Origin of the sequence: Xanthomonas sp. NCPPB 1754 (genome assembly GCF_041475725.2) — a bacterium.
GTDB lineage: Bacteria > Pseudomonadota > Gammaproteobacteria > Xanthomonadales > Xanthomonadaceae > Xanthomonas > Xanthomonas euvesicatoria.
This window is the reverse complement of the sequence record NZ_CM192982.1, coordinates 3,426,893-3,443,583: the sequence shown is the minus strand read 5'-3', so window position 1 is coordinate 3,443,583 and position 16,691 is coordinate 3,426,893. Positions and strand designations below refer to the sequence as shown.

The 16,691-nt window shown below is 65.1% G+C and carries 12 protein-coding genes; 11 read left to right on the top strand and 1 reads right to left on the bottom strand.

Features of this window, described 5'->3' with window-relative positions:
• The first annotated feature begins 16 nt into the window (after positions 1 to 16).
• Genes ACCQ15_RS15080 through ACCQ15_RS15060 form a run of 5 tightly spaced genes read left to right on the top strand, consistent with a single transcriptional unit; the run spans position 17 to position 3,971 of the window.
• Positions 17 to 1,102: a potassium channel family protein gene (locus tag ACCQ15_RS15080; RefSeq protein ID WP_372380733.1), complete on the top strand. Its 1,086-nt coding sequence runs from the start codon at positions 17 to 19 to the stop codon at positions 1,100 to 1,102.
• The gene (locus ACCQ15_RS15075; protein WP_171309888.1) at positions 1,099 to 1,776 is read left to right on the top strand and encodes a YjfK family protein; all 678 of its coding nucleotides are present in this window, start codon (positions 1,099 to 1,101) and stop codon (positions 1,774 to 1,776) included. The genes ACCQ15_RS15080 and ACCQ15_RS15075 overlap by 4 nt, the downstream gene beginning before the upstream one ends.
• A gap of 37 nt (positions 1,777 to 1,813) precedes the next feature.
• Positions 1,814 to 2,218, top strand: a complete 405-nt coding sequence (locus tag ACCQ15_RS15070) for a DUF350 domain-containing protein (RefSeq protein WP_003489536.1) — start codon at positions 1,814 to 1,816, stop codon at positions 2,216 to 2,218.
• 12 nt (positions 2,219 to 2,230) lie between these two features.
• Complete coding sequence (locus ACCQ15_RS15065) at positions 2,231 to 2,803, top strand: DUF1190 domain-containing protein (protein WP_008573065.1); 573 nt, start codon at positions 2,231 to 2,233, stop codon at positions 2,801 to 2,803.
• 1 nt (position 2,804) lies between these two features.
• Positions 2,805 to 3,971 carry a glutathionylspermidine synthase family protein gene (locus ACCQ15_RS15060; protein ID WP_011348178.1) on the top strand — a complete coding sequence of 389 codons (1,167 nt, stop codon included), beginning with the start codon at positions 2,805 to 2,807 and terminating at the stop codon, positions 3,969 to 3,971.
• A 566-nt stretch (positions 3,972 to 4,537) separates the two neighbouring features.
• Here ACCQ15_RS15060 and ACCQ15_RS15055 read toward each other — a convergent pair.
• A complete protein-coding gene (locus ACCQ15_RS15055) occupies positions 4,538 to 5,911 on the bottom strand; it encodes an MFS transporter (protein WP_218504431.1) in 1,374 nt (457 codons plus the stop codon).
• Positions 5,912 to 6,010: 99 nt separating this feature from the next.
• Between ACCQ15_RS15055 and soxR the strand changes: the two genes are divergently transcribed.
• The 6 genes from soxR (at position 6,011) to ACCQ15_RS15025 (ending at position 16,567) form a co-directional block, all read left to right on the top strand.
• Positions 6,011 to 6,457: a redox-sensitive transcriptional activator SoxR gene (soxR, locus tag ACCQ15_RS15050; RefSeq protein WP_057680693.1), complete on the top strand. Its 447-nt coding sequence runs from the start codon at positions 6,011 to 6,013 to the stop codon at positions 6,455 to 6,457.
• A 216-nt stretch (positions 6,458 to 6,673) separates the two neighbouring features.
• Positions 6,674 to 8,683, top strand: coding sequence for a M1 family metallopeptidase (locus ACCQ15_RS15045; protein WP_338340016.1), 2,010 nt, complete (start codon positions 6,674 to 6,676; stop codon positions 8,681 to 8,683).
• Positions 8,684 to 9,714: 1,031 nt separating this feature from the next.
• Positions 9,715 to 12,873 carry a TonB-dependent receptor gene (locus ACCQ15_RS15040; RefSeq protein ID WP_372168007.1) on the top strand — a complete coding sequence of 1,053 codons (3,159 nt, stop codon included), beginning with the start codon at positions 9,715 to 9,717 and terminating at the stop codon, positions 12,871 to 12,873.
• Between the two features lie 326 nt (positions 12,874 to 13,199).
• Positions 13,200 to 13,958 (top strand): SapC family protein, encoded by a 759-nt coding sequence (locus ACCQ15_RS15035; RefSeq protein WP_014090714.1) that lies wholly within the window; start codon positions 13,200 to 13,202, stop codon positions 13,956 to 13,958.
• A 4-nt stretch (positions 13,959 to 13,962) separates the two neighbouring features.
• Complete coding sequence (locus ACCQ15_RS15030) at positions 13,963 to 15,009, top strand: cupin-like domain-containing protein (protein ID WP_372380732.1); 1,047 nt, start codon at positions 13,963 to 13,965, stop codon at positions 15,007 to 15,009.
• 40 nt (positions 15,010 to 15,049) lie between these two features.
• Positions 15,050 to 16,567: a tryptophan halogenase family protein gene (locus tag ACCQ15_RS15025; RefSeq protein WP_218490120.1), complete on the top strand. Its 1,518-nt coding sequence runs from the start codon at positions 15,050 to 15,052 to the stop codon at positions 16,565 to 16,567.
• Positions 16,568 to 16,691 lie beyond the last annotated feature (124 nt).

Genomic DNA, 16,691 nt, shown 5'->3' with positions numbered 1-16,691 from the left:
CGGCACAGGATGCGCCATGATCATCGTTGGACGGCTGTTGCGGGTCTTGCGGCGCCACGTGCGCCGCGTCAGCTGGGGCATGGTGGCGCTGGCACTGCTGGCGCACATGGGGCTGAGCTGGTTGCTGCTGCTGTGGGCCGGCGAGCACAAGCTCGTCGGCCTGGACGCATTTCCGTACTACTACATGACCACTGCCACCACCATCGGCTACGGAGACCTGTCGCCGGGTTCGGTGGCCGGGCGCTATATCGCCGCGTTCGTGTTGATGCCGGGCGCGGTGGCGTTGTTCGCCACGGTGCTGGCCAAGACCAGCGGCGTGCTCATCACTTTCTGGAGGCGCCACCACATGGGCAAGATGGCCTATGCAGACCTGCGCGGACACACCATTCTGATCGGCTGGCAGGGCGCGGCCTCCACGCGTCTGCTGGAATTGCTGCTGTCCGACACCGCCACCGATGACGAAGGCGTGGTGCTGATCGCCGAGGGCGTGGCGGAAAACCCGATGCCCGACCACATGCGCTTCATCGCCGCCGAGTCGTACACGCACACCGAGGTGTACCTGCGTGCCGGCATTGCCGGCGCGGCGCGGGTGATCGTCAACCCGCCCTCCGACGACCAGACCCTGGCGGCGGTGTTCGCGTTGATGGCGCATGCGCCGGCCGCGCATGTCGTGGCGCACTTCGATTCGGCCAGCGCGGCGCGATTGGTCAACTGCCATTACCCGGCCATCGAGTGCACGCGGCCGATGACCGCCGAGATCCTGGCACGTGCGGCGCAGGATCCGGGCAGTGCGGCGCTCACCGCCGAGCTGCTGTCGGTGGACGATGGTCCCACCCAGTTCAGTCTTGTTGTGCCTGCGAATGTGCAACCGCTGGATTACAGCCGGCTTGCGGCCGATTTCGTTCAGCGTGGCGCGTTGCTGCTGGGCCTGCGCGCGCCCGACGGCGCGTTGCGCTTGAACCCGCCAGCACGCACCGCCGTCGCCGCCGCCGGTGCCATGCTGTATTACCTGGCCGAGCAGCGGGTGCCGGCGCACGCCATCGCCTGGCAGGCCATGCGCAGCGAGGCAGCTTCCCTTCCCCCATCGCCACAAGGTGTCTGACGATGAGTTTTTTCAGCAAGTTGTTCGGTCAACCGCAACCGCCGCCGCTGCCCACTTCCGGAAGTGGCGCGATCGGTCACGCGCTGCCCCTGGGGCTGCGTGTCGGTGGTCAGGTGGAGATCGACACCACCCTGTACCGCATGGCGCCGGAGGCCATGACCGCCGAGTTGCCGGGCGGGCACCAGGGCATTCCCTGCTACGGTCACGTCAATCTGGGCGATGGCTATGCGCTGCATCGCTTCTACCTGGACGACGATGCATTCCTGCAGGTCACCACCGTGGGGGGCGATCTGGAAGCGATGAAGGCCTTCGTGTATTGCGAAACGGTGAACCCGCCCAGCAAGCAGGCGTTTCAGGAGTTCGTGATGCAGCACCCGCACCTGGGCGCGGCGCAGATCGAGTACGCCGGCAGACAGTGGCAGCGCGCAACGCAATCCACCGATGACGCGTCACGGATTCCGCCGATCGCCTACGACGAAGTGCTGTACCGCTACCAGCCGCCGCGCCGCGATGGCGATCTGACCCATTACGCCATGCTCTACAGCCGCGATGTGCCGGAGCTGCAGCGCGAAGAATTCCTGCTGGTGACCGGCGAAGATTCCGGCCCCAACGAATTCTGCGTCACCTATGCGGTCGGTATCGATGTCACCGTTGCCGATCTGGATATCACCTGAGCGCGCCCGCGCGTCTTCCACCCACCTTGGTCCTGTCATGAATCCGATCAATCTGCAGAGTTTTCTCGCGTTTCTTTCCTATTTCGGTACCGGCCTGGGTGTGCTGATCGTCTCGGTGGTGCTGGTGACCCTGGTCACCCCGCATAAGGATTTCACCTTGCTGCGGCAGGGCAATGTGGCAGCGGCCACCGCGCTGGCCGGCAACCTGATCGGCGTGGCGCTGCCGCTGCATTCGGCCATCACCCACTCGGTGAGCCTGATCGACGCCCTGATCTGGGGCCTGGTGGCCTGCGGCATCCAGGTGGTGGCCTACCTGCTGGCCAATCTGGTGGCTGGGCGCATCTCGCGGCAGATCACCGACAACATCACCGCCGCCGGTATCTTTTCGGCCGGCGTGTCGATCGCGGTGGGGCTGATCAATGCCGCCGCGATCACGCCGTAACGGAGCGCGGGCATGAAGCGATCACGCAATCTCAAACTCACCCTGATGGCTGCGCTGCCGGCCGCCTTCGTCACCGGCTGCGGCTCGGAGCCGGAGACCGGTGTGGTGCTGCAATCGGCGTCGGACTGTTACCAGATCAAGCAGGAACAGTCCGATATCCAGCAATGCCTCAAGGCCTACGACGAGGCGGTGGCCAAGCATCAGCAGGCCGCGCCGCGCTTCACCACGCGCTACGAGTGCGATGAACAGTTCGGCAGCTGCACGGCGATCACCAATCCGCAGGGGCAGCAGAGCTGGATCCCGCCGATGGGCGGTTTTTTGCTGGGTTATGCGCTGGGCAACATGAGCGGCGGCGGTTACCGCTATGGCGGCTCGATTCCGCTGTACCGCGATTACCGTAGCGGCGGTTACTACAAGCCCAACGGCGATCTGGCCAGCAACCGCATTGGCACGGTGCGTGGGCGCAGCGGCGCCATCGACATGCCCACGCGCGCCATCACCGTGTCGCGTTCGGGCTTCGGTTCCAGCGCGGCGGCGCGCAGTTCGTTCGGCAGCGGCGGGCGCAGCTCGGGCTTCGGCGGCTGACATGCAACGCATCCTGATCCCCGAACGCGCGGACTGGCGCACGCAGGCCGAATCGCTGGGCTTTCACTTCCACACCATCGACGGCGAACCGTATTGGGACGAAAGCGCCTACTACGCGTTTTCGCTGCGTCAGATCGAAGATGACATCGAAGCGCCCACGCAAGAGTTGCACGACATGGCGATGCAGCTGGTGGACGAGGTGGTGGGCTCGGAAGCGCTGATGACCCAGCTGGCCATCCCGCCGTTCTACTGGGACTGGATCGCCAACTCCTGGAAAGGGCGCGACCCGCATCTGTATGGCCGCATGGACCTGGCGTATTCGGGCGATGGCCCGGCCAAGCTGTACGAACTCAATTACGACACGCCAACATCGCTTTACGAATCGGCCTACTTCCAGTGGCTGTGGCTGGAACAGCAGATCGCCAGCGGTGCGCTGCCCAAGGGAACCGATCAGTACAACCTGATCCAGGACCTGCTGTGCGAAACCCTAGGCGCGCTGGCCGTGGATGGCGCGATCGGCGCGCAGATGCATTTTGCGGCGGTGCGCGATTCGCTGGAGGATCGCGCCACCGTGCGTTACCTGCGCGACTGTGCGCACCAGGTGGGCATCAGCACCGAGGAAGTGGCCATCGAAGACATCGGCCTGAGTGCCGAGGGCTGGTTCACCGACGAACAGGACCGGGTGATCCACACGCTGTTCAAGCTGTATCCGCTGGAATTCATGATGGAAGAACGCTTCGGGCCGGCATTGATCGCCGACCGGGTGCGCCTGATCGAGCCGGCATGGAAATCGGTGTTGAGCAACAAGGGCATCCTGCCGCTGCTGTGGGACCGCCATCAGGGTCATCCGAATCTGCTGCCTGCCCGCTTTGCGCAGGCCGGTGAGGCACCAACCGCAGGCTGGGTGCGCAAGCCGCTGCTGTCGCGCGAGGGCGCCAACATCGCGCTGGTGACGGCGCAAGGCGAGGCCGCGCACACCGATGGCCCGTACGTGGACGGCCCGGCGATTCTGCAGGCGCATCACCCGCTGCCGGTGTTCGACGGGCGCCATGCGTTGGTGGGCAGCTGGGTTGTGGCGGATCGTCCTGCCGGATTGGGCATGCGCGACGACGCTGGCCCGATCACCCGCGACACCTCGCGCTTCGTGCCGCACGTCATCACCGATTGATGTGTATCGGCGGGTGCATCGCCAGTGCGAAGTGGCGGTGTCGCTAATTGGAGCAGGCCGTCCTTTGCGGCACACCTGCAGACGGGTGTGGGGAGGCATGCCCAGGGGGGGGCGGCGGCGACAACGCCACCGCGTTGGCTCCGCCGGTCGCGCATGACAGATGCGCCAGCGCCGCGCAAGGCCTCAGGCGCATGCAAGGCGACGCATCTTTTCCACATCCCCTGTGGATGGAAGTTGCACAAGGCTGTGGACAAGTACGTGCAGGCCCCGGCCTGCAACGCTGTCAAGATGGGTGGCGAAAAAATGACCAGTGGTTCGAGGGGGACTTTTTTCGTGTGTGGGTCCATGCGATCCCGGCAGGATCGGCAAAGTGGTCGGCGCTGGTAACGCTGTGGTCTCGGGCCGGCATCGAGCGACCCTCTCCATGTGGTGAACCTGGAGATCACGTCGGTCGTTGCGACCCGCCAAGCCTTGGGGCTCATTCGCGTGCTGCCATCGACCGGCCACGTTGCCTCGGCAATGTGGTATGGCGTCACGTCGATGCCGCGTAGTCGCCGCGGACGCCATTACACCCGCCGCGCCACAAAAAAGCTCGCCACCGCCAGCAACCACGCCAATGCGAACACGCTCAGGTAGGCGGCGCGCGTGGCCGATGTCAGCAGCGCGGCGAACACTGCGCCCGCCAGCGCCAGCATGGCCGCCACCGCGATGGCTTCGCTCAGTTGCAAGGCAGAGCTGTTGGCGCCTTGCTGGGCCGGTGGCGACAGCGACAGCATCACCACCGACAGGCTGGGATACAGCAGGCCCATGCCCAGGCCGGTCAGCGCCCAGCCGGCAATTGCCAACGGCACAGGAATCGGCGGCCACACCGCACCCGCGCTGATCGCAATGCCCAGCGTCATCAACAGCGCGCCGCTCTTGAGCAGGCGAGGGCGCGACCAACCGGCGCGGCTGTGGCCCTGGTACCACGAACCACCAAACCAGCCCAACGCACCCACGCTCAGTGCCACGCCGGCCAGCAGCGGCGAAAGTCCGCGTTCGCGCGACAGCAGCAGCGGCAAAAAGGCTTCAAAGCCGAAGAAGGCGGCCGCCGCAATGCCACGCAGCGCGATCACGCTCGGCAAGCCGCGCGCAAGCCGCAACGTGCCAGCCGGCAGCAGGCGCCAGGCGCAATACGCGGTGAGCAACACGGCCGGCAGCATTGCGCCCGGCGCCAGCATGCCGTGCAGTTGTCCGCCCAGATACACGCCAAGCACGCCCATTGCCGCTCCGATAGCCCACCCCATCGAGGCGGTTGGCGCCTCGGACCCGTCGCGTGTCCAGGCCTGTCCGCGCAGCGCCGGCCACAGCAGTAATCCAGCCGGAATCGCCAACAGCGGCACCGACAAAAATACCCAGCGCCAGCCCAGGTGCTGCACGATCAATCCGCTGATGCCCGGCCCGATCAACGAGGGCACCACCCACCCGGCCGAAAACGCGGCAAACACGCGTGGGCGCAAGACCTCCGGGTACAGCCGCCCGACGACGACGTACAGCGCCACCGAATACGCGCCGGCACCCAGCCCCTGCAGCAATCGCCCGGCGATCAGCAGCGGCATGCTCGGTGCCAGGCCGGCGACCAGCAGGCCGACCACAAAGCACAACAGGCCGGCAGCCAATGCACCGCCAGGACCGGCACGGTCGCTCCAGCGTCCGGCCGCCGTCATCCCGATCACGCTGGTGGCCAGCGCGCCGCCGAACGCCAACGCATACAGCGGCAGCCCGTTCAACTCGCGCGCCACCGTTGGCATGGCGGCGGCAACCGCCAGCGACTCGAACGCGTTGAGCGACACTAGCGCCACCATGCCCAGCGTCGCCGCGCGGTAAGGCGCGGCCAGGATGGAGGTGGGCTGCGTTTGGATGGACTGCACTGCGGCAGTGATCGGTCTTTCGGTAGGCATCGAACATCCAGGAAGGAAACGTGTATCGAGCCTTCACCGGTACTTGCACCGGTGAAGGCCGCGCAGCATCCTGCCTCAACCTAAGTTGAGGTCAAGGCAATGCAACGTGAGTTGTCCGTGGGCGAGGTCGCCAAGCGCAGCGGTGTTGCGGTGTCGGCGCTGCACTTCTACGAGCGCAAAGGCTTGATCAGCAGCCTGCGCACCGCCGGCAACCAGCGTCGTTATGCGCGCGATGTGCTGCGGCGGATTGCGGTGATCCGCGTGGCCCAGCGGCTCGGTGTGCCGTTGCAGCAGGTGCACGATGCCTTCTCGGTACTGCCGGACCAACGCACGCCCACGCGTGCGGAGTGGGCGCGCATGTCGGCGCGTTGGCGGAGCCAGCTGGACGCGCGCATCAATGAACTGCAGGCCTTGCGCGACCAGCTCACCGACTGCATCGGCTGCGGCTGCCTGTCGCTGCGCCGCTGCCGCCTGAGCAATCCGGACGATGCCATGGGCCACCGTGGTGAGGGGGCGTTGCGATTGGGTGGCCTGATGGCGGAGTAAGTCAGCCTGGCCAGCCGGCGCGGCGCACCGGGCCGAGCGGGGAGGGCCGGCGTCGCGCGTGCGCTCTGCGCGTGCGGCGCGTGCCTGGGCCTCCACCAGAGCAGCCATCGGCGGCTACCTCCCAAACCTCAGGCAGCCGCAACCGGGACCAATGGCATTCCCGCGCGCGGCAAACTGCGCCGTAGGATGGGAATTCCCTCCGCCGCAGGATTTCGCATGACCCCCACCGTGCGCCGATCACTCACCGTTGCATTGTCGCTGGCCTGCGTCGCTGCGCCGGCGCTTGCCGCTGCCGCGCCAGCCCGCGCCGCTCTCGCTGCCACGCCTGCGCCGGCAAGCGTGTTCGATCCGCTGGCCCTGTTCGCGCCCCTGCAATTGCCCGACGCTCCGAATAGCTACCGCAGCGGCAGCGGCGTACCTGGCCCGGCGTTCTGGCAGAACCGCGCCGATTACGACCTCAACGCGAGCATCGACCCGGCAACGCATTCCCTCAGCGGCGAGGCCGCCATCACCTACACCAACCACAGCCCCGACACGCTGGACGTGCTGTGGCTGCAACTGGACCAGAACATCTACCGCGCCGATGCGCGCGCTGCCGCCAGCCGGCCGCTCAAGCGCAAGGAGTTCACCGATGGCATGCAGATCGCCAGCGTCGAGATCGATCAAGGCGGGCGCCGCCAGCCGGCGCGCTTCATCGTCGACGACACCCGCATGCGGGTGGATCTGCCGCAACCGCTGGCCGGGCAGGGCAAGGCGCTCACCGTGCACATCCGTTACCGCTACACGATTCCCGGCACCTGGGGCGGGCGCACGGCGGTCAGTGCCAGCAAGCAAGGCGAGATCTACGAGATTGCGCAGTGGTATCCGCGCATGGCGGTGTACGACGATCTGCGTGGCTGGGACACGCAACCGTATCTGGGATCGGAGTTCTACCTGGAGTACGGCAATTTCGACTATGCCGTGACCGTGCCGGTGGGCTTTCTGGTCGCCGGCTCCGGCGCGCTGACCAATCCGCAGGACGTACTCAGCCGCACCGAACAGCAACGCCTGGAACACGCCCGCAGCAGCGACCGCACCGTGCTGATCCGCACGCCTGCCGAGGTAACCGCAGGTACGGCCAAACCGGCGGGCAAGGGCACGCAAACCTGGCGCTTCCACATGGATCACACCCGCGACGTCGCATTTGCCGCATCGCCGGCGTTCGTCTGGGATGCGGCGCGCATCAATTTGCCGGGCGGCAAGCACGCGCTTGCGATGTCGGTGTACCCGGTGGAAGGCGTGGGCGCAGACAAGTGGAACCGCTCTACCGAATACGTCAAAGGCGCCATCGAGCATTTTTCGCAGTGGTATCCGTATCCGTGGCCGGCAGCGATCAACCTGGGCGGCTATGGGGCCGGCATGGAATATCCGGGCATCGTCTTCGATGGTTTCGAAGACGGCGGCAAGGACCTGTTCTGGATCACCGCACACGAAATCGGCCACACCTGGTTCCCGATGATCGTCGGCTCCAACGAGCGCCGGCATGCGTTCATGGATGAAGGTTTCAATACCTTCATCGACGTGTATGCATCGGATGCGTTCAATAAGGGCGAATACGCGCCCAAGCGCGATTCGGAATATGCGCCCAAAGGTGGCAACCCGGTCGACGAAATCCTGCCGTTACTGGCCGACACCCACGCGCCGACGTTGATGGACAACGCAGATTCCACCAGCGAGACCTATCGCCATCCGCTGACCTACTTCAAGGGTGCTCTCGGCCTGGTGCTGTTGCGCGAGCAGATCCTGGGACCGGCGCGTTTCGATCCTGCATTTCGCAAATACATCGCCACCTGGGCTTACAAGCATCCCACGCCCTCGGACTTCTTCCGGCTGATGGAAAGCGAAAGCGGTGAGGACCTGTCCTGGTGGTGGCGCGGCTGGTATCTCAACAATTGGCAGCTGGACATGGGCATCGCCGACGCGCATTACGTCGACCACGACCCGGCCAAGGGAGTGCAAGTCACATTGCGCAGCCGGCAGAAGTTGGTGATGCCGGCGACCCTGCGTGCGGACCTGGCCGATGGCAGCCACCTGGACCGACGCATTCCGGTGGAAACATGGCTGCAGACCACTACCCCCACAGTCACCGTGCCGACCACCCAGAGAGTGCTGCACGTCACCTTGGACCCGGACCATGTGCTGCCAGATGCCGACCGCAGCGACGCGCGCGCGGACGTGAGCGGCTGAGCATTGCGCGAGGCGTGGGTGCCGACGTGGCCGCAGCGCGGTCGCGTCGGTGGCTGCGTGCGGCAACCGCCGACGAAAACGGAAACAAGCGCCTGCGTTGATCACCGGGCGAGCGCAGCAGTTGCCCGGCATCGATCGGCAGCAGACGACGTGGCTCCTGTGCGATGAGGATGGGTTCGCCCGACGACAAATTAGTGCGCTCGTTGTCTGCCCGGACGCGGCGCAATCGATTGCGAAGCGTGCACCGTCTCCTTCGCGCGCAATGCGTGTCGCTGCACTGACACACAGGCGACGTGCAATCGGCAGGCGCATGCAGTGCGTTGCCGCGTCCTGTGCAGCGCCGACTTCGACATGCGCAATCCAGACGCGCGGCACTGCTCGTAAACCCAGATTTGCGCAATCGCCGTATTCGACTCCATTGCGACACGTTCATTGTGCAAATTTCACCGTTCGACCCGACGGTTTTTGCGTAATGCCGTGATAACGCTTACAGCCCCGCCAGTATTGAAAACCGCATGCGGGCTCAAGCGACTGCGGTATCGGCTGTAACAGTGCACAGCCATCACTATGCTGCAACGCACGGTGACAAGCCCTTTATGCCCTGACTAGGCTGCGCGGCATGTTAGCGCTATCACTGGCTGACACGTCGTGCAAAGAACCTGCAACAAACACAACAATGGCGTGGCAACGCCTTTGCTGCGGCGGGTAGACGTGCACGCACATCGCAGGTCGACGGTCGAAGGGGCGATCGGCAGCCTGCGTGCTAGGGGACAGATCGAGGGCAACTGAGACAACGTCAAGCGGTTGTTGCGTGGTGCGTGTGGCGCGGTGCAAGGATGGAGATGCCATCAGGACATGTCCGATCCAGGCGCCGGCTGCGCCCGCACGACAAATGCATGGCGTTGGATTGGTGGCTCCAGCAGTTGCAGCAGCGTTGGCCACGGCCTGTCGGGCAGTGGCCGCGATTCCGCCGTATCGCATGCCGCGATACCGGCCGTTGGCGGTTGGACTCCACTCCCGAGGACACATCGATGCGTCGTACGTTGAACAGCTTCAAGTCGAAGGCCATGTTCACCTTCGTTGGTGGCCTGTTGGTCATCAATCCCGCTTTTGCGCAGGATGTCGCTCCGCCGCCTGCACCGGCGCCGCAATCCAGCAGTGATTCCGCCACCACCCTGGATGCCGTCAACGTGACCGGTATCCGCAACAGTCTCAACCAATCGATGGGCATCAAGCGCGATGCCGCCGGCGTGGTGGATGCGATCAGCGCCGAAGACATCGGCAAGTTTCCGGACACCAACCTGGCCGAATCGCTCCAGCGCATCACCGGCATTTCCATCGAGCGCCGTGATGGCGAGGGCGCGCAGGTCACCGCACGCGGCTTCGGCCCGCAGTTCAACACCGTCACCTTCAACGGCCGCCTGATCCCCGGTGCCGATGCGTTCGGTGCGCCCGGCCAGACGCCGATCGGCGGCGTGGATGTCGGCACGCGCGCGTTCAACTTCGCCCAGCTCGCCTCCGAAGCCATTACCGGCATCGAGGTGTTCAAGACCAGCCGCGCAACGGCGCCCAGCGGCGGTATCGGTGCGACGATCAATATCCAGACCGACAAGCCGTTCAATCACGATGGCGTGGTGGCCAACGCCGGTGCCAAGATGGTGTCCGACCGCTCCGAGCCCTTCGGCGATTCGCTCACCCCGGAAGTGTCGGGCATCTTCAGCTATACCAACCCGGACAAGACCTTCGGTATCGGCCTGAGCGCCAGCTACCAGAAGCGCCATGGCGGTTCGGTCCAAGCCACCGAAAACACCTGGAACATCCAGCGTTGGACCGGTACCGACCCGGCACTGCGCCCGGACGCGGTGGTGACCAATGCCCCGGCGATCGGCCAGTTGTATGGCATGCCCAACGATCTGCGCTACGCATTCGCCGATTTCCAGCGCGAACGCATGAACGGCCAGGCGGTGATGCAGTTCGCACCGACCGACAGCCTGACCCTGACCCTGGATTACACCTACTCGGCCAACGAAATTCGCGAAGAGCGCGGCGAGCAGGGCATCTGGCTGCAGCGCGCCAACAGCTTTACCGATCTGACCTTCGATACCGGCCAGGCCGTGGCCACGCCGGTCTATCTGCGCGATGTGCCCAATGGCGCGAAGGACTTCGGCATGGAACAACAGCGCAACGAGCAGAAGTACACGCTCGGCTCGCTGGGCTTCAATGCCGACTGGCAAGTGAGCGACCGCTTCCAGTTGAGCTTCGATGCGCATAACTCCAAGACGCAAAGCTTGCCCAACGACCCGACCACCGGCGGCAGCGCGACCTACTTCAGTTTCGCCGGCACCAACAACTGCACCAATGGGCCGTACTGCGGCGGCCAATGGGGGCAGGAATTGTGGTTCAACAATTCCTTGCCGATCGGCGCACGCACCTGGTATCCCACTGCGGCCGATTCGCTGGCAAACACCAATGGCGTGGTCAATCCCGCATTCACGCCCGCCGAGCTCGGCTCGCAGGTGCTGCGCATTTTCTATCAGAAGCAGGTGACCGAAACCAAGGAAGGACGCCTGGACGGCAAGTTCGACTTCGACGACGGGCGCTTCCAGTTTGGCGTGAGTTCGACCAACACCACCATGCAACGCCGGGTCAGCGAGACCAACTCGCCGCTGGGCGATTGGGGCGTGGCCAATGCAGGCAACGAGCCGGGCATGGTCGCATTGCTGCAACCGGTGAGCATCACCGGCATGTTCAAGGACTTCAATCCCAGCGGCGCGGCGTCCAGTGCATGGCGTGGCGATGCCGATCAGCTGGCGCTGTGGGGCGGAAGCCAGTACGGCGCAACCACGCGCTACAACCCGCAATACACCGCAGACAACCGGGTGGAAGAAAAGACCCGTGCGGCCTACGTGCAGTTGGAAATTGCCGGTGCCATCGCCGGGATGACCACCAATACGCGGCTGGGTCTGCGCTACGAGCGCACCGACGTGGAGTCCACCTCGCAGGTGGCCACGCCCACCGCGCTGCTGTGGCTGTCCAACAACGACTTCCAGTTGATCCGGTCTACCGACCAGCAGCCTTTCAGCGAGAAGACCAGCTACAACTACGTCCTCCCCAACATGGACTTCAGCATCGATTTCACCGATTCGCTGAAAGGCCGTGCCTCGTTCGGCCAGACCATCGCGCGCGCACCGTACAACAATCTCATCGCCGGACCCACGCCCAACACGCCCAACGGCTCGATCCTGATCAACCCGTCCAACCGCGCCGGCGGCGACTCGCAGACGCCCACGCTCGATCCGTTGGAATCGGACAACCTCGATCTGGCATTGGAGTGGTATTTCGCCGACGCCAGCTATGTGTCGGCGACGTTCTGGAACAAGCGCGTGAGCAATTTCATCGGTAATACCGTCACGCGTGAATCGCTGTACGGACTGACCGACCCCACTTCGGGGCCGGATGCCCAGGCCGCGCTGGCGTTCCTGCAAAGCGGTGCCTGCGCCGCACAGGTGGGCGCGGCCGGCAACGATGTCGCGGGCGCGTGTTCGGCCAACGACACCTCGCTGTTTGCGGCCATGGCACTGCTGCGCAATGCTGCTGCCACCGGCGGGCTGAGCGCCTACAACGGCAGTTCGGCGCAAAGCCTTGCGTTGGAGAATGCCTACGATATCGCCGGCAATGCCTCCGACCCGCTGTATCAGTTCGATGTGTCGCGGCCGATCAACCAGAACAAGGCCAACATCCACGGCTGGGAACTCGGCGGCCAGTACTTCTTCGGCAGCACCGGTTTCGGCATCTACGCCAACTACACCATCGTGGAAGGGGATGTGGCGTTCGATAACACCGTGATCGATCGCGATCAGTTTGCCTTGCTCGGTCTGAGCGACACCGCCAACGTCATGCTGATGTACGAAAAGTATGGCTGGAGCGCACGCCTGGCCTGGAACTGGCGTGACGAATACCTGATCGCTGCCAACCAGGACAATGCCAACCGCAACCCGTACTACGTCGAGCCGTATCAGCAGTTCGACCTCAGCGTCAGCTACGCCTTCAACAAGCAGCTGTCGGTGGGCTTCGAGGCGATCAACCTGACCGGTGAAGACGTCCGTTGGCACGGCCGCTCGGAGAAGCAGATCATCCGCCTGATCGACCAGCAACCGCGTTACACGCTGGGCGTGCGGTACGCGTTCTGATCCATCACGCGTTGTTAGCTGTCAATCCTGCGGCCGCCATCGTGTGATGGCGGCCGCAACCGGTTATTGCGCCGTTGCGCGCGTGCGGTCTGCAGCCGCGTATTGCCGCGGTGCTCGCTCGGTCGGTGTGTGGGCGAACGGCCGTGCAATGCGCACGCATGCGCCACGCGCCGGTCTTCGGCGCCATGCAGCGCGTTGCTGCCCTGCGGCTTGCCGGCGCACGCATTTTTGGCAATGCTCAGCATCGATAAGCACGCGGGGAATGCGTGCGCCCGAATTCCCTCATGACTGCAGCGCTCCGCGATGGACGGCTGCTGGAGTTTCAGATGACGCGATACGCAGTGCTCAACAACGTGGCGCATCACGACCTGCGCGTGATCCTGCGCTTTGGTGCGCAATTCGGCGACGCGGTCGGCGTGGTGCCGGCCTTCGTCACCGAATATGCCGAGCTGCAGCGCGAGTACCCGCTGTTCTTCCGCAAGGATCCGGCCGGGGGTGGTTACCAGCCGGTGGCGCTGCTGGGCTTCGCACAGGATGAAAACCTGTTCCTGCAGGACGGGCGCTGGAATGCCAGCTATCTGCCGGGCATCGTTGCCAAGGGGCCGTTCCTGATCGGCTTCCAGGAGCAACACGTCGATGGGGCGCTGGTGCAGGAGCCGGTGATCCATGTCGACCTGGAGCATCCGCGTATCAGCCGCAGCGAGGGCGAGGCGGTGTTCCTGCCGCAAGGCGGCCACAGCCCGTATCTGGAACACATCATCGGCGTGTTGCGCGGCATCCGCGATGGCGTGGACGCGGGACAGGCGATGGCGGCCGCCTTCGACGCGCTCGGCCTGATCCAGCCGGTGCGGCTGGACGTTGCGCTGGATGCCAGCCATGCCACGCAGTTGCAGGGCTTGTTCGCGATCGACCGCGAGCGGCTGGCCGCCCTGGATGCGCAAGCGCTGCAGCAGTTGCATCAGGCCGGCTATCTGGAAGGTGCCTTCCTGATGCTGGCATCGCTGCACAACGTGCGCCGGCTGATGGCCGAGAAGCAGCGCCGCCTGCAGCAGTCGCACAGCGCCCCCGTTGCCGCGTACGCCTGAGCCTATGGCCGCACGTGCCGCCGATCTGTCCGTCGCTGCAGGCGCCGCCATCACCGAGCGCAGCGACTGCGATCCTGAGGTATTGCCGCTGCCCGCACTTTGCCAGGCCGCCGAGCCGGTGGTGCTGCGTGGCGTTGCGCGGCACTGGTCGCTGGTGCAGGCCGTGCTGCGCGGCGCCGATGAGGCCATGGCGCTCTTGCGCGCACACGATACCGGTCGCCCCCTGCAGTATTCCTATGGCGGCCCGGAGATCGGCAGCCGCCCGTTCTATCGCGACGATTGCAGCGCGCTCAACTTCCAGGTGCAGCGCGGCAGCGTAAGCACCTTGCTGGATGCCATTGCGGCACATCGTGACGACCCGCAGCCGCCCACCTATTACCTGGCTTCGTTGCCGGTGGACGCCAATCTGCCAGGGTTGCGCGCCCACAACGATCTGGATGTGGCTGCCAGCGGCGGCCCCGTGCAGCCCAGCATCTGGATCGGTAACCGGGTGATCGCCTCATGCCACTACGATGCGCTGGACAACCTGGCGTGCTGCGCGGTCGGGCAACGGCGCTTTACGCTGTTTCCGCCGGAGCAGGTCGCCAATCTGTATCCGGGTCCGCTCGATCCCACGCCGGGCGGGCAGGTGGTGAGCATGGTCGATTTCGCCGATCCGGACCTGCAACGCTTTCCGCGTTTTGCCGATGCCTTGCCGCATGCGCGCAGCGTGGTGCTGGAGCCGGGCGATGCATTGTTCATTCCCAGCATGTGGTGGCACCACGTCCAATCGCTGCAGCCGTTCAACGTGCTGATCAATTACTGGTGGAGCAGTGCGCCAGCGCACTTGCCTGCCGCGATGCCGGCGCTGTATCACGCGCTGTGGGCGATTCGCGACCGTCCGGCAGCGGAAAAACAGGCATGGCGCGCGTTGTTCGATCACTACGTGTTCGGCCCTGCCGAGCAGGCCGGCGAGCATCTGCCCGAACCGGCGCGCCATGCGCTCGGCCCCATCGACCCCATGCTGTCGCGGCAGCTGCGCGCCATGCTGATCGGCAAGTTGAACCGCTGATGTGCAGCACCGCCCTCAACCCATGCCACAGGAGTGCGCAGTGACTCAGGCTCAGATTCGCAAGGTGGTGATCGCCGGTGGTGGAACGGCCGGCTGGATCGCTGCCTGTGCGCTTTCGCATCAATTCCGCAATTTGCTTGACATCACCCTGGTCGAGTCCGAGCAGATCGGCACCGTCGGCGTGGGCGAATCCACGGTGCCGCCCATCCGCACCTTCCACCGATTCCTGCAGATCGACGAGCAGGAATTCCTGCGTGCGGTGGCAGGTACCTTCAAGCTGTCGATCTCGTTCGAGCATTGGCGCCGCCAGGGCGAGCGCTACATCCATCCATTCGGCATCACCGGGCAGAGCACCCTGGTGTGCGCGTTTCATCACCTGTGGCTGGAAAGCCAGCGCCGCGGCATGCCGGGCAGCTTCGGCGATTACTGCCTGGAAACGGTGGCCTCGCGCGTGGACCGCTTTGCGCTGCATGGCGAGCCGGCGGTCAATTACGCCTATCACCTGGATGCGGCGCTGTATGCCAAGTTCCTGCGCGCGCGCAGCGAGGCATGCGGCGTCAAGCGTGTCGAAGGCAGGATTCAGCAGGTGACCGTGCAGCCGCACAGCGGCGATGTCGCCAGCCTGGTGCTGGAAGACGGGCACGTGATCGAAGGCGATTTGTTCATCGATTGCAGCGGCTTCCGCGGTCTGCTGATCGAGCAGACCCTGCACACCGGCTACGAAGACTGGAGCCATTGGTTGCCGTGCGACCGTGCGGTAGCGGTGCAGACCGAAGCCCTCGGCCCACCGGTGCCCTACACCCGCGCCATCGCGCACGAAGCCGGCTGGCGCTGGCATATTCCGTTGCAGCATCGCGTCGGCAACGGCCTGGTGTTTTCGAGCAAGCACCTGTCCGATGACGAAGCGCACGCCAAGCTGCTGCGCGATGTGGCTGCGCCTGCCGTCAAGGAGCCGTGGATGGTGCCGTTTCGCACCGGCCGCCGGCTCAAGGCCTGGAACAAGAATGTGGTCTCGCTCGGTCTGGCCAGCGGCTTTATCGAGCCGCTGGAATCCACCAGCATCCATCTCACCATCTCTGCAGTGGTGCGGCTGCTGGCGCTGTTTCCGGCCGAAGGCATTGCGCCCTCGCAGGTGCAACTGTTCAACGACGTCAGCCGCGCTGAAATGGAGCACGTGCGCGACTTCGTCACCTTGCACTACCACGCCACCCAGCGCGACGAACCGCTATGGCAGCAGTGCCGGCAGATGGAACTGCCCGAGTCGCTCGCGCTGCGCCTGCGTGCCTGGCGCGAACGCGCGCACGCCTGGCAGGGTGCCGATGAACTGTTTCGTGTCGATTCCTGGACGCACGTGCTGATGGGGCAGGGCATTGCGCCCGAGCAGCATCACCCGCTGACGCGCGCATTTTCCGACCACGACCTGCGCCGCCTGCTCGACGGTATCGCCCAGCCGATCCAGCACGCCGTGCAGCAGATGCCCTCGCAGCAGGACTTCATCGAGCGCTACTGCAAGGCAGGCGAACAGGTGTGGGGGATGCGTAGCCCGGTGCCTGCCTAGAGCGGGTCATGCACCTTGAGATGAGGTGCATTGCCCGCTAGCGGAGGCGTGCGGCGTCGCGGTGCTTGGCGGCTTGGCTGTGGCGTCAAGGCAAGCCGCGCGGCGCGCACTCCGTGCTGCTGGC